The sequence below is a fragment of the Lysinibacillus sp. NPDC095746 genome, assembly GCF_044763535.1.
Taxonomy (GTDB): domain Bacteria; phylum Bacillota; class Bacilli; order Bacillales_A; family Planococcaceae; genus Lysinibacillus.
The window spans coordinates 1-13,724 of sequence record NZ_JBIWGL010000035.1 but is presented as its reverse complement, the minus strand read 5'-3'; the positions used below and the strand labels follow the sequence as shown (position 1 = coordinate 13,724).

10 protein-coding genes and 3 tRNA genes are annotated in these 13,724 nt (G+C 38.1%); 2 read left to right on the top strand and 11 right to left on the bottom strand.

The annotated features are described in order from the left end of the window. Nucleotides 1-18: 18 nt before the first annotated feature. The 3 genes from menH to ACIQ7N_RS20235 are packed head-to-tail and all read right to left on the bottom strand — an operon-like array spanning nt 19 to nt 3,918. Nucleotides 19-828, bottom strand: a complete 810-nt coding sequence (menH, locus tag ACIQ7N_RS20245; protein ID WP_402935530.1) for a 2-succinyl-6-hydroxy-2,4-cyclohexadiene-1-carboxylate synthase — start codon at nt 826-828, stop codon at nt 19-21. After that, nucleotides 816-2,540 (bottom strand): 2-succinyl-5-enolpyruvyl-6-hydroxy-3-cyclohexene-1-carboxylic-acid synthase, encoded by a 1,725-nt coding sequence (menD, locus tag ACIQ7N_RS20240; RefSeq protein WP_402935527.1) that lies wholly within the window; start codon nt 2,538-2,540, stop codon nt 816-818. Before menD ends, menH begins: the two co-directional genes overlap by 13 nt. Then, complete coding sequence (locus tag ACIQ7N_RS20235; RefSeq protein WP_402935524.1) at nt 2,533-3,918, bottom strand: isochorismate synthase; 1,386 nt, start codon at nt 3,916-3,918, stop codon at nt 2,533-2,535. The genes menD and ACIQ7N_RS20235 overlap by 8 nt, the downstream gene beginning before the upstream one ends. A gap of 579 nt (nt 3,919-4,497) precedes the next feature. Here ACIQ7N_RS20235 and ACIQ7N_RS20230 point away from each other — a divergent pair. After that, nucleotides 4,498-5,418, top strand: coding sequence for a 1,4-dihydroxy-2-naphthoate polyprenyltransferase (locus ACIQ7N_RS20230; RefSeq protein ID WP_132364620.1), 921 nt, complete (start codon nt 4,498-4,500; stop codon nt 5,416-5,418). A 47-nt stretch (nt 5,419-5,465) separates the two neighbouring features. Here the strand turns inward: ACIQ7N_RS20230 and ACIQ7N_RS20225 are convergent, their stop codons facing one another. The 4 genes from ACIQ7N_RS20225 to dpaL all read right to left on the bottom strand — a co-directional run bounded on the left by ACIQ7N_RS20225 (nt 5,466) and on the right by dpaL (nt 9,388). Beyond that, the gene (locus ACIQ7N_RS20225; RefSeq protein WP_402935521.1) at nt 5,466-6,392 is read right to left on the bottom strand and encodes a dipeptidase; all 927 of its coding nucleotides are present in this window, start codon (nt 6,390-6,392) and stop codon (nt 5,466-5,468) included. 48 nt (nt 6,393-6,440) lie between these two features. After that, nucleotides 6,441-6,890 (bottom strand): TraR/DksA C4-type zinc finger protein, encoded by a 450-nt coding sequence (locus ACIQ7N_RS20220; protein ID WP_132364624.1) that lies wholly within the window; start codon nt 6,888-6,890, stop codon nt 6,441-6,443. Between the two features lie 101 nt (nt 6,891-6,991). Beyond that, a complete protein-coding gene (locus ACIQ7N_RS20215; RefSeq protein WP_402935519.1) occupies nt 6,992-7,753 on the bottom strand; it encodes a MerR family transcriptional regulator in 762 nt (253 codons plus the stop codon). 423 nt (nt 7,754-8,176) lie between these two features. Then, nucleotides 8,177-9,388, bottom strand: a complete 1,212-nt coding sequence (gene dpaL / locus ACIQ7N_RS20210) for a diaminopropionate ammonia-lyase (protein WP_402935516.1) — start codon at nt 9,386-9,388, stop codon at nt 8,177-8,179. Nucleotides 9,389-9,539: 151 nt separating this feature from the next. On the opposite strand from dpaL, the gene ACIQ7N_RS20205 reads away from it, so the two are divergent. Beyond that, the gene (locus ACIQ7N_RS20205) at nt 9,540-10,178 is read left to right on the top strand and encodes an NAD(P)H-binding protein (RefSeq protein WP_402935513.1); all 639 of its coding nucleotides are present in this window, start codon (nt 9,540-9,542) and stop codon (nt 10,176-10,178) included. Nucleotides 10,179-10,253: 75 nt separating this feature from the next. Here ACIQ7N_RS20205 and ACIQ7N_RS20200 read toward each other — a convergent pair whose 3' ends face one another. From ACIQ7N_RS20200 to ACIQ7N_RS20185, 4 genes are all read right to left on the bottom strand, one after another. Further along, nucleotides 10,254-13,031, bottom strand: coding sequence for an S-layer homology domain-containing protein (locus tag ACIQ7N_RS20200; RefSeq protein ID WP_402935510.1), 2,778 nt, complete (start codon nt 13,029-13,031; stop codon nt 10,254-10,256). Nucleotides 13,032-13,456: 425 nt separating this feature from the next. After that, a tRNA-Glu gene (locus ACIQ7N_RS20195) sits at nt 13,457-13,528 on the bottom strand. A gap of 2 nt (nt 13,529-13,530) precedes the next feature. Continuing rightward, nucleotides 13,531-13,621, bottom strand: a tRNA-Ser gene (locus ACIQ7N_RS20190). 8 nt (nt 13,622-13,629) lie between these two features. Continuing rightward, a tRNA-Asn gene (locus ACIQ7N_RS20185) sits at nt 13,630-13,706 on the bottom strand. Nucleotides 13,707-13,724 lie beyond the last annotated feature (18 nt).

Sequence of the window (13,724 nt, the reverse complement as noted above, 5' to 3'; positions counted from 1 at the left end):
GATAACGTAAAAATTATATTACGTTAAATACTCCTCTACTATTGTAGCAAACTCAGCGGGATTTTCCACATGAATTGCATGTCCTGCGTCATTTACCGTCGTATGCTTGGCATTTTTTAATAACGCTTTCATTTCTAGTGCGATTTTACAAAATTTCTCATCAAGTGAGCCTGTAATTAATAGAACAGGAAATTCAAGCTTCTCCAATGACATCCAATTCGATGTCTGACTGCCTGTACCAATCCCTCGTAAGCTACCTGCCAAGCCTTCCTCCTTCTGAGAAAGTCGTTCTAATCGAATAGCTTCTTGTACACTATGTGATAAACGCTTTTGAGATTCAAACAAAGGAATGTTCTCCCACGCATTAACAAATGATAACAAACCGTTACTAATTATTTTTTCAGCTAGAGCGTTATCTCTCTGACAGCGTTCAGCACGCTCCTTAGAAGTTCGTAAGCCTGGAGAAGCGCTTTCTAAAATGAGCTTGTCAATACGTTCTGGGTAGAAGGTTGAATACGATAACGCAACTCTTCCTCCCATTGAATAGCCTAGTAGCGTAAATTTCTTGAGCTGTAGCTGGCCAAAAACTTCCTCTAAATCTTGGATTTGTTCTTGCATAGAGAAACGACAAATTTGTTGAGGTATAGCTGTTTGGCCATGGCCAATTAAATCAATGGCAATAACTCGTACACTTGGCAGAGCTTTCGCTAAATTTCGCCATGTAGCTGTACTACCTGTAAAACCGTGCAATGCAACGAGTGTTTGCTCCGCTTCTTCATTCCAGATTTCTACGTATGTTTCAAGCCCTCGAATCATTAGCTTTGCCATGCTTTTAACCCTGCGTTTATGCGATTCCATAACGCACGATGCGCATATACATTTTCCTCTCGATTCGTGAAAATTTCAATTAAGCGCATTGGTCGTTTTTTCATCGTAGTAAACTTTACTGATAGCTCTGAAATATCATCTACTCGTATATAATCCATATCGTACATATTGGCAATATCATGGAATTTAAGGGCTGTTGGCGTACCAAATAAATCTTCATAATGCGCCTCAACTGTAGATTGTGGTAAATAAGAGAAAATACCGCCACCATCATTATTCATAACGATTATTGTCAAATTGCATTCCTGGTATCTTGAAGCAATGAGACCGTTGACATCATGTAAAAAGGCTAAATCACCAATAAGCAGGTAGGTTTCACGATTATTCCCTTGACTAAAGCCCATTGCAGTTGATACGACACCATCAATACCATTCGTTCCACGATTCGCAACAATCCGAATATCCTTCGGTGTCGCCATTAAAAACGTATCAATATCACGCACTGGCATACTGCTACTAACAAAAATATCACTGCCATTCGGAATCAATTTTAGTAATCGACTTACCATTGCTCCCTCATCAATCGCACCGTCAGCATAATGTTCAATATACTCAAGTGCAATATCATTAGCGTCCTGCCACTCAGCTAAATACGCTGTTTCTAGTGCTGTTTCAGAGATTGCTAATTGCGTGAGCCACTCACCAACACTAGCATGAACAAAATGAGTAGACACACCTGTAGAATCACGGAACATCGGATCTTCATCGACAACAATATAAGCATTAGGCTGAGATTTCGTAATAAATTGCATGATAAATTTAGAAACAGGCTGTGCTCCTAAACGTAGCACCGTATCTGGTTCAACTAATGCTTTAAAATCTTCACTTTTCATAATGGCATCATACGTCGTGATCATATAAGGCAGACAATCTTCTGGGACAGACGACCGCATATTAGATAAACTCTCGACAATGACTGGCCATTTTAATTGGCGAATAAAGTCCCACATAATTGTTAAATCTGTACCGAGTGCTAGCTCACCAATAATAATAAAACCTCTTTTGGTTGCACGTAAAATCTCCGATAGCTCTTGTTGAGTCTCCTTTGAAGGTACTAACTGACCCATACTGCTCTGCTTAAATATCGCTTCTGGAAGTTCCTCTTGAAAATCAATCAACAAAGGTTCTCTGAACGGTACATTAATATGCACTGGTCCAAATGGTGCGCTCATTGCCACTGCCACCGCACGTGCAGTATGACGCTCAATAAACGGCAATGTTGGTGTGGCACCATCTGCCAAAGGGAAATCCACGCTCCATTTGACATTTGTACCATATAAATTCGGTTGATTAATAGCCTGAGGTGCACCTACCTCTCGCAATTCATGAGGACGATCAGCTGTAATGACAATTAACGGTACACGAGCATAACTTGCCTCAACAATGGCAGGAAAATAGTTTGCCGCAGCTGTTCCCGATGTACATAAAAGAACAACAGGTTTTGCTGTAGCCTTTGCAATTCCTAGCGCAAAAAAGGCAGCTGATCGTTCATCAACTTGACGATACATATGAAGCTGTTTCGTTGAAGCAAATGCATAAGCTAAAGGTGTCGAACGTGAGCCAGGGCTGACAACAACGTTTTCAACACCAGCTTGTACTAGTGATGCTACCATTTTATAAACATAATCCGTTAATATTTTCCGTTCACTCATGTAATTGTCCTCCTAGCGCACGAAGCATTGGACGGAATTTTACTAATGTTTCCTCATATTCAGATTGTGGCTCTGAATCTGCTACAATACCGCCACCAGCATATAAATAAGCTTTGTCCTTAAGTAAAGCAGCCGAACGAATGGCCACTGCAAATTCCCCATTGCCATCAGCATCTACCCAACCAATTGGAGCAGCATAAAGCCCACGATTCATAGGCTCATACTTACGTATAGCTGCCATTGCCTCTTTCCTTGGCACACCGCCTAAAGCTGGCGTTGGATGCAAAGATTTTGTCAGTTGTAATATTGTTGCCTCATTATTTAACTGACCTTCAACAGGTGTATATAAATGTTGTATATCTCTAATTTTTAGTAAGCGTGGGCCATCAGGTATTGTCATCTCTATACAATTTTTACGGAATGTTTCCGCAATCATATCGACAACATATTGATGCTCGCCACCATTTTTCGCATCATTTAATAAGCTTTGTCCAAAGGCTTCATCTTCCTCTGCTGTCTTACCACGTTTAATAGAGCCTGCCACACAAGATGAAAAGGCTCGTCCCTCTTCTACTTTTACAAGACGTTCAGGGGACGCACCAAAGAACAATAATTGTTGACGTTCTAAACCAAATAAATAGCTCTCTGGCTGCTCATGAATAATTTGTGAGAGTACCTGTGGTGAAGAAACTTGTTCTTTAAATTGCAATGCTAGTGAGCGTGCAATAACGACTTTATCTGCTTTCTTCTGCTTAATCAATGCTGTTACTTGGTCAATCGAAGCTAAATACGCCTCCTTGTATGGCTCAAAGTAACTTGTGATTTCGGGCTTTGAATACGTTTTCACTTCTTTTACTTGAGCTGCATGAATTAAATGATCTCGCTCTTTACGTAGCGCTTCAAATTGAGATGCTGCTTGCTCATTTTTTGAAATAAGATGAATACTTACAAACGCTTTGTCATCACGAATTACAAGCTGGTAAGTTGCAAGTGCAAAATAAGCCTCTGGAAAGTCTGTCCATTCCCCAGTTACTTCATTTTGTGGATCGAATGTAAATCCGCCAAACAAAATTGGCTGTAGCTCGCTTTGTCCCTTCACACAGTTTTTCGTTAAATTTTTCCACTCTGCTTCTACTGCATCGAAGCGATCATTTTTGGCGTTATTTTGAATCGTATAGGCATGTCCTAGCCCTACTAATGTCATCGTTTTTTCTCTGTTTTGCCAATAAAATCGTTCACCTTTATAATGCTCCTCGCCCGCTGCATAAAATGCGAGCGCCGATAAGCGACTAACTTCAATTGTTTCCATATAAAAATGAAGGCGTTGGCCCAAAGAGTCCACTTCTACCTCTGTGGCTTGGTACCACTTCTGTTGCATGAAAATTACCTCCGTTGTTGCAATGTACATAATGAATGATGCATGTTTTGTACTCGTTCTTAGTAGACGTTTTAACAAATGTCACCCAAACTTTTGGTGATGAACTTTTTCTTTAGAACAATTGACCAAAACTTTGCATAATGACATGAGCATTTGTACTTTTTCGCATCATATTTTTTTCTTAAAATAGCCGTCATTTTTTATTTGCTAGCCTATTCTTCGTACTGTTGCTATTATCTTAATGATTGTTTTCAGTTCATAAATGCATGTTCTATTGTATCATTTTTTTTAACTTCTTTCAGCAGAAGACTCCCTCCTCTATAGGTGGTGAAATGAATGCGGATTTAAGCTACTCTTCAGCGGGTGTCCAAACAGCCGCTGAAAGAAGTTAAAAGCCTCCGGCGGATGTCACGTAATCGGAAAGGAGTTCTTTGTGCAAGCACAAAGCCGATTCCGGACGCAATTATGCCAAGGCATAATTGATCTGAACTGTATATAATAAGCTGTGAACCTATCCATTTTCTCATTCTTCGTATAAAATAAGAATAGTCTACAACATTCGAAGGAGAGAAAGACCTTATGACCAAAGTCATTGAAGCTGATAGGGGTTTTAAAGTTTGGTGGCATTTAACACGTCCACATACTTTAACCGCTTCATTCGTTCCAGTATTTTTAGGAACAGCGATTGCTTTAGCAATTGAAAAACAAACAATTGATTTTGGACTATTTTTTGCTATGCTCATTGCAAGTATGCTTATACAAGCAGCAACAAATATGTTCAATGAATATTACGATTACAAATTAGGATTGGACAATGAAAATTCTGTCGGTATCGGCGGAACGATTGTGCGTCACGGTGTTCAACCAAAAACAATTATGATGATTGCCTTAAGCTTTTACGCAATCGCTATGCTGCTCGGCATTTACATATGTGCCTCAACCTCTTGGTGGCTTGCTGCTGTTGGGCTTGTTTGTATGCTTATTGGTTTTTTATATACTGGCGGACCATACCCAATAGCCTATTCACCATTTGGAGAAATTGTATCTGGCGCTGTTATGGGAATGGGAATTGTTTTAATCGCATTTTATATTCAAACGCTTACTGTGACATTAGACGCTGTTTTGCTTTCAGTACCAAGTATGATTTTAGTTGGAGCTATCATGCTGTCCAACAATATCCGTGATATCGTTGGCGATACAGAGGGTGGTCGAAGAACGCTTGCTATTTTAGTAGGTCGAGATAATGCCATTTCTGTGCTATCTGGCTTTTTTATCGTTTCATATTTATGGGTAATTGCTCTTGTAGCAATTGATGGAATTACTTTTTGGGCTCTAATCATTTTCTTAAGCGTTCCAAAACCGCTTCGTGCAATCCAAATTTTCCGCGATAAAAAAGAAGCGAAAGAAGTTATGCCTGCGATGAAATTTACAGCGCAAACAAATACATTCTTCGGCTTCCTCTTAGGAATCGGTTTATTAATTCAATATTTCTTTTATTAATATTAATCAATTATGCCACGGCTTAATTGGTTAAAGATGCAGCAGCTTTAACGGGCTGCTGCATTTTTTACATAGCATCTAAAATTTTCACTTGCAATACCTCGAACTTCTTCGGTTGAAAAATGTTCATGTAACGCCTCTAACAAATTTTGTACCTCTCCTGCGTGTGCTAATCCTTTTACAGTTGCATCTATTCCATCGAAGTCTGAACCTAATCCAAGGTGCTCTACCCCTACTATATTCGCTAAATGCTTCACATGCGCTACTAAATCATCTATTGTAGCATTGTCATGGATAAAAGGCGGGTAGTAAACAACATGAATATGCCCTCCACGCTCGACAAGTGCTTTTGCCTGAGCGTCCGTTAAATTTCTTGGATGATCACAAATTGCACGTGCGTTGCTATGGCTCGCAATAATATGCTTCGCTAGTGGTAAGACATCCCAGAAACTCTGTTCATTTAAATGCGAGACATCGATAATAATATCTCGCTCATTTAGCAAGTCTATAACCTCTTTACCAAATGATTTTAAACCAAGGCTTGCATCTTGTTCAGCACCGTGGGCCACAGCATTTTCTTCATTCCACGTTAAGCCGACTAGCTTCACTCCTGCATCTAATATTGCAGAAAGCTTTGCTAAATCTTCACCGATTGGACCACAGCCCTCTAAGCTTAAAATTGCACCAATTTCATGCGGAGCTAAAGTATCTAATTGCGACCAATCCGTAATATGCACCATGCCCTCAGTTTGTAATACATGTGAATGGAAGGCTTCAATTTGCCGCACTGCTTCTAAAAATCGCATACTTTGCGGAATTTTAGGATTAATAAAAATAGCAAATACTTGTGCCTTAACACGCCCTAATTGTAATCTCTGTCGATTAGCTTGCAAACGTACATCATCTTCAAATTTTGCCGCTTCTAATGTTGTTAATTTCAAAAGAGCATCGCAGTGTAAATCAATTATATCCATATCCTCACCCCATACAGCTATTATACTGCCTGTGAGCGAAATTGCTTATTAACTTTTATCTTGAGGTGTATCAGAAGAGCCAAATTCCTCAAGTTCTATGAAATCGTCCGACCTTGGCGTAGAAGACAACACATCTTCCTCTACTGGCCTTAAATTTTCTTCTTTGTGCTCTGCGTGCTCAACACATGTCAATGCTTTCGGCATAGCTTCTAAGCGACCAATAGGAATCTCTTCACCACATACAGCACATTTACCATACGTACCGTCCTCCATCGCTTGTAGTGCAGCTTTTATTTCTTCAGCATCGTCACCCCGGTGCTCGTCAATCGCCATTTCCGTTAGCTGATCTGTTAGATCACTCGCATTGTCAGCTGGATGATTATCATAATTAGATAGCTCTGTCGCTTGTGGACGCTCTGATTCCTCAAGTCGCTTCTCTATTTCCTGTAATTCTTGCTCTAATTGCTTTCTTAATTTTTCCATTACTTGTGGGTTCAAAAAAATCTCCTCCTCATGCCTTCATTTTTTCCTAAATTAATATTTCTAAAACATGAAAGCATGTGGATGAATCACTTATTTTTTTATCTTCATTCAGTACATTACGCCAGAGTATAATTGATGATGGCATCATGTAAAAATTGTGCTGCTCCTTTAGAAACACGCTCATCGTAATATGCTGAAAAGCGTTCATCCGCTATATACATCTGAGCTATACCTGCATGTGCCTCTTTAGAATATTGTGACCATGTAAAGCAAAGCCAACGCTTATGAAGCTCTGCAACCTCCATTGCCACATCGTTGTTCGTATCGCCGATTTCCATCGCTTCTTTTAAACGATTAAATAATTGCTGTTCTAGTTGTTGCATTGCTTCATACTGTTCCTCTGTCATATTCATTACCTTTGCATTCGATGCATCAACTGTTTTATCACCATATTTTGCACGAATTTCTTGACCATATTGCTTTTCATTTTCCTCGATTAACTTCTCTTTTAGTCCATTAAATTTCTCTTCATTTGCCATCGGTTGTTCCTCCTCAATTGATTGAATAGTTTTTTCTACTGTTTGTAATATCTTTTCCAGCTGCTCCTTGCGTTTCAGTAAAGCAGTACGATGATTTTTGAGTGCCTCTGTATGTTGAAAATCTGGCGCTTTAATAATTTCCTTAATGGTTGCTAGCTTCATATCTAATGCTCTATAAAATAAAATTTGCTGGAGCATATCAACTTCAAACTGTCCATAAAATCGATAGCCAGCCTCATTCGTTCTTGCAGGCTTTAGTAATTCAATTTCATCATAATAACGCAGTGTTCTTGTGCTAACCCCGGATAATTGAGCAAGCTCTTGAATTGTATATTCCATATTTTTTCACCTCCATTAATGCTACTGTAAATGTTTACGCAACGTTAAGGTCAAGAAAAAAATTAAGAAAAAACGTTAGGTTGATTTCTGTTCCGACTGGCGCCTGATAATCCGACCCAGTAAATAAAAAAAGCAAACTAGAACGTTTTAATTAACACTAGTTTGCTTTTTCTTTAAAATCAATTATGCCTCGGCATAATCCGTTGGGTTTAGGCCAACAAATGTTTTTTGTGCGAGAGCGAAGCGCCAGCAACATGGTTCTCTCTGTGCGAAAGCGAAGCGCCAGCAACAGCAGACGTTGGCTACTCAGCCGTTGTCACAGGGCGTGGTGTTCTTAGACTAAGTTGGATTTATTTTAGCGGATGTCTTTTGTACCGAATGCGTAGCGACAGGTACAAATGTTTGGACATCCACTGCAAGAAGTTAAATTTTTGCATACTTGCCATGCCACACAATATTTCTATAGTTTTCTACATCTGTGTCACCTTCAGTGTTAATAAACAACACTCGAGAATTTTCATCTAATTGTAATGTTTCCTTCAGCTCTGTATATTGTTCATTCGTCATCAATTCATAAAAACATCCAACTGGGGCAGCTCCCGATTCTCCAGCAATAATTCGTGCATCTGTCGCTAGTGGATGTCCTAAAATCCGCATACCTATTGCAGCAACTTCTTCATCACAGCAAATACTTACCTTCGTATAAGTCTTTAACAGGTCCCAAGCAAGTGGATTCGGCTCACCACAAGCAAGACCTGCCATAATTGTTTGCATCTCTCCACCAACCGTTACAAACTGTTCATCTCCTGCTTTAAAGCTTTCATAATAGCAATTCGCTACAAAAGGCTCAACTAAGACAAATGTAACTTCTTGCTGATAGTATTGTTGTAAGAAAGCTACAACTGCCCCCGCAAAAGATCCAACTCCAGCTTGCAAAAATACATGGGTAGGTGCTTTTTCCAACTGCAGGGCAGCTTCTTTTATTAGTGTTGTATAGCCTTGCATTATCCATAACGGAATTTCTTCATAGCCTTCCCACATCGTATCTTGAATAACGACCCATCCATTTTCTGTTGCTAGTTGTGATGTATAACGAACGGTATCATCATAATTCATTGTTGTTATTTCAGCATATGCACCTTCTTTTTGAATATTTTGGAGGCGCTCCTCTGCACTGCCAGCAGGCATATAAATGCGTGCTTTCAAACCAAGCTCTCTAGCAGCCCATGCCACTCCTCGACCATGATTGCCATCTGTCGTTGAAATAAACGTTACGTCCCCTAACTGCTCCTTTACTTTTGGTGATTTAAGCTGGTCAAACGATAGCTCATCAATATTTCTATCTAACTTTTTAGCAACGTACTGCCCAATTGCATACACGCCACCTAATACTTTAAATGCATTTAAGCCAAATCGATAAGATTCATCTTTTACCACAATACTTTGTACCCCTACGAATGATGCAAAGGTATTTAAGCATCGTAATGGAGTACTTTCAAATTTCTCATATGTACGCTGAAATTTACTAACGCGATTTACTTGTTCTGGTGAAAAATGACGTAGAAAAGGTACTACTTGTTCTACATTCTTCTGTAACAAATATTGTTGGTTGTTAGTCCACAATAATTTCCCCATCCATATCCCCCCTAGTTTTTGTACTATTTTCATCTTAGCTTATAGATTTGCAAAACAAAACCATATTACATACTTTTGTAAAAAAGAAAATTTGAATCCTTTTGATAGGACATATCGTATATTTACCAACATATTAAATAGGAGGTATATAATGGATAATAACTATAAGATAGCGATAATAGGAGGAACAGGGAAAGTAGGAAGGCATATAGCAACTCAAGCCATACAAAAAGGATATCATGTGCGGATGCTTGTTAGAAATCCTGAAAAGTTACTGGATAAAAATGATGCAATTGAAATAGTGAAAGGGTCGGTACAGGATATAGAAAACATCCGAGAACTTCTTAAAGATAGTCAAGTTGTTATTAATACATTTGGTCAACCAACGAAAGAGGAACCTATATATAGCAAAGTTACAAATAATATTTTTAATGTGATGAAAGAATTAAACATTAGTCGTTATATAGGTGTTTCAGGTGGTTCTCTAACGATTAAAGAGGACGAAAAAAGCATGATGAATCGTTTAGGAGCAAAGATATTTGAAGTTTTCCTTTCAAAAATGATGCAAGATAAAAAATTGGAATGGGAATATTTATTAAATAACAAACAGATCAAATGGACACTAATTAGATTACCGTTTGTAAAAGATAGCTTAATATCCAGTCAGATAAAGGAAAACCTGACGGATATGCCTGGTACAAAAATTACGAATCAAGATATAGCCACTTTTATCATTGATCATATTGATAATACAAAATACGTGCATAAAGCACCGTTTATCTCCCATTAGTGAAATCGCAATAAAAAGATAGTAAATAGCATGCTGAGAATATATCCAGCATGCTATTTTTTAATTAAAGATAAATTATCTTTGTACTGTAATTGTTTGAGAAGTGAAATCTAATTTATTCCCATTGAAATCCATAATATCATTACGAGGTGAAGCTTGAATCGTAACACTTCTGCCGTTTTCAAATAAATAGCTATTCTGAGGTATTGTAATTAATACTCTATCATTACCTTGTGGATAGGTAGTTGCTGCTACCGAAGAACCGTTCACGGTAATATTAAAATCCAAATTATTAACGTTTATTACTGGTTCACTGAAAACAAGCTCTAATGTTTGTGAATTACTAACATTAACAGTTACAACCTTTGGTGCATTATTTTCTTTAAGGTTAATGGATGTGCGCACCTCATCAAATGGTTCCATAGAGTTTGCTGCTCTTAAGCCTTTAATCGTGAAGTTGCGTGTGCCATTAAAATAATTTGAATCTTTTTTCAATGTGAGCTTAATACGATTTAAATTGGATCCCTCTACAACTGCACTTTCTACCTGAGCATTATCAATACTATAATTTTGAACATTTTGAGCAAGTGCTGGATCAACAGGATAATTGAAATTTAAATAAACAATATTATTATCTTTAATAGAATAATCTGTTGCAGATGTTTGAATTGCATTGTATTGCGATAAAGCTAATTTATTGCCATTTATATTTAAATCACCGTTACGTGTAAATTTAACGTTTGGCACTTCAGTGACTGGCACACCGTATAAATTAGTAACATTAAATAAATTTAATTTGCCGTCGTAAAGAGCTCCCTTTGTATCATACATGCCTAACAGTCCTGCCATTTTAACACGTAATTTCGTAGGTTGATCTTTTACAATCTGAATATCACTTTGAGGTCCTCTTGATACCTCATATAAAATGTAATTATTGACGAATTTCCCAGTAAATGATGCTTTTGCGTTAACGCCTAACTGTACTGGCTTATCGAAAGTTAATTGTAAATATTCTACACTATCACCGTAAACAATTTCAGAATTCATTAGCGCTGGCGCTTTGTCATCTCTTATAAAGTTATACGCTGTTGAGAATGTTGCCGTTTCACCTGATAAGTCGGTTATTACACGACTAGAAGCTGTCCCAATCGTTGTAATTCCTTGAAGCGAGCTTTTTGGATCCACCGTAACATTAAATAAACGACCATTTTTAGGATCTTTTTCTACAGAATTCACAGAAATTGTAGTCTGGCCGCTTTTCACTGAAAGGTCATATGAATAAAGTGGTTGAATTTCCTCTGAGAACAATAGCTGGAACGTATTTGGTCCAGTTTGTGTAACAGAAGATAGTGTCGGCGGAACACCATCCTTATCTCCCTTTTTCACTGTTACCGTAGAAGGGTTCGGTGAAATAATATTCCCTGCCATATCTGTTGCCGCTACGAATGTAATTTGAACAGCTGTACCAGGCGCTAAATACACACCATTCATTGTTGCAGCTGATAAGTCAAATGTTGCTTCAGTTGAGTTTTGCTCAATGCTTCCAACTACATTCGATACCTTTGTACCATTTGCTAATGTAAATTGAATGCGCTCATTTGGAAATGCTGCCATTGGCTTAGAAAACTGCACTTTAACGATTGAAGAATTTTTTCCTTGCGTTGTTCCTAAAATCGTAGGCGCTTGTGTATCTCCAGCAATAACAAAATTCGCATCTACTTTTTGAAGCACTGTACCCTTTTCCGCTTTGATGTTGCTGAACACATAACGATGTGTACCTTTTAATGGTTCATTCATTGTAAAGATGATTGATTTTTTATCAGCACTGATTTCTGTTTTTATAACCGATAGTGCTCTTAAAGTATCGACATTAGAGAAAGCTACAACATTATCCTGTAATTTCCCATCTGCTTTTATCACAGAAAGTGGATCAATCGCTTGGTTAAAAACAACTTTAATCTGAGAAGCATTAATGCCCTCAATTGATTGTACATTTAACTCATTCACTTCATATGTAACAACAGCGGAATATGACTTGTCATTAATCTTGAAATCTACCTTCGTTTCCACATTTTCAGTAAGCGGTGTCGCTAATGTTACCTTATGGCTTGTCCCATCTGTTAATGTTACCTGTAGTGTTTTTGCATCTATAACTTTAACTGTTTGGATGGACACTTCAGGACCTCTTACCATTTCACCGATATTCGTCATTGAACGATGTAAAAATGACGAAAATTGACCACGTGTTAGTGTTTTTTTCGGATTAAATGTCTTTACATTTGTAATTTTTGCATATTCTAATGCGGTGATAGCCTCATGATTTTCTGGTGAAGCTACTTTTAAATCTGTAATAGATGATTTAAAGTTTTCTTTTTTATACATCGCAATTAAATCGATATCGTAAACTTTTTCAATTGCACGTACTAAAATAGAAGCCATTTGTTCGCGTGAGATATACTCAGAAGGTAATAACTTGTTGTTAGTCCCTTTGAAAATACCATTATCATTTATAAGCGCTGCATACTGTAGTAATTCTTTATCTTTTGAAGATGTAGGCATGTCTGTAAAACGTACTTTTTTATTGTAGTCTGCTGGCACTTGGAAGTGTTCTAATACAAGCCATTTCCCTAAAAATTTTGTTACATTGCCTTTCGTAAGGACCCCGTTTGGCTTAAATGAACCATCTGGATATCCAGCTACAATTTTTGCATCTGCTAGTGCCAAAATGGCCTCTTTATGGTCACTTTTTGCTATGTCTGTAAAGCTAGCTGCACTTGCAGTAGGAACAACTGCTGCAGCAATCAAAGCAGCAGAAGCTGCACTCATAATCCATTTACTCTGCTTTTTTTTCACATTTATTACCTCCTATGAATTCTATTCATTCCCATTATAAAAGAAAGATAGATATATTCCAAAGGATATACCAATATTATGACCATTTACCATGGATTATTTGCCCAATTCAATAGTGAGCACAAAGCAAATACTAAATATATTTATTTTTTCTAAATTAATTGCCTAATTTTATTGTTTTATTTATGAGAGAGACGAGGATCTTAAAGTTGGTTTTTAGCTTTTTAGATAGTTTAGAGCCAAGGCCAAATGAAGGCTATACACGATTGTCTCTAAACCTGGTAGGCGGGAATGATGAATAAGCAGACTCGATGGAACGAGCTATTCTAACTGCAACAGCATTAGACGGAAAGGAATTTTCGCTGTTTGATAAAGTACCATAAAAAAATGCAGTAGATGTAATGTACATCTACTGCATTTCAGTATGACCCGTACGGGATTCGAACCCGTGTTACCGCCGTGAAAGGGCGGTGTCTTAACCACTTGACCAACGGGCCAATGGCGGAGAAGGAGGGATTTGAACCCTCGCGCCGGTTACCCGACCTACACCCTTAGCAGGGGCGCCTCTTCAGCCTCTTGAGTACTTCCCCACAAAAAATGGCTCCGAAGGCAGGACTCGAACCTGCGACAACCTGATTAACAGTCAGGTGCTACTACCAACTGAGCTACTTCGGAATAATGGTGGGCCTAAAT

Coding starts and splice junctions, on each gene's coding strand:
- menH (WP_402935530.1), bottom strand. CDS start 828: ATGGCAAAGCTAATGATTCGAGGGCTTGAAACATACGTAGAAATCTGG.
- menD (WP_402935527.1), bottom strand. CDS start 2,540: ATGAGTGAACGGAAAATATTAACGGATTATGTTTATAAAATGGTAGCA.
- ACIQ7N_RS20235 (WP_402935524.1), bottom strand. CDS start 3,918: ATGCAACAGAAGTGGTACCAAGCCACAGAGGTAGAAGTGGACTCTTTG.
- ACIQ7N_RS20230 (WP_132364620.1), top strand. CDS start 4,498: ATGACCAAAGTCATTGAAGCTGATAGGGGTTTTAAAGTTTGGTGGCAT.
- ACIQ7N_RS20225 (WP_402935521.1), bottom strand. CDS start 6,392: ATGGATATAATTGATTTACACTGCGATGCTCTTTTGAAATTAACAACA.
- ACIQ7N_RS20215 (WP_402935519.1), bottom strand. CDS start 7,753: ATGGAATATACAATTCAAGAGCTTGCTCAATTATCCGGGGTTAGCACA.
- dpaL (WP_402935516.1), bottom strand. CDS start 9,388: ATGGGGAAATTATTGTGGACTAACAACCAACAATATTTGTTACAGAAG.
- ACIQ7N_RS20205 (WP_402935513.1), top strand. CDS start 9,540: ATGGATAATAACTATAAGATAGCGATAATAGGAGGAACAGGGAAAGTA.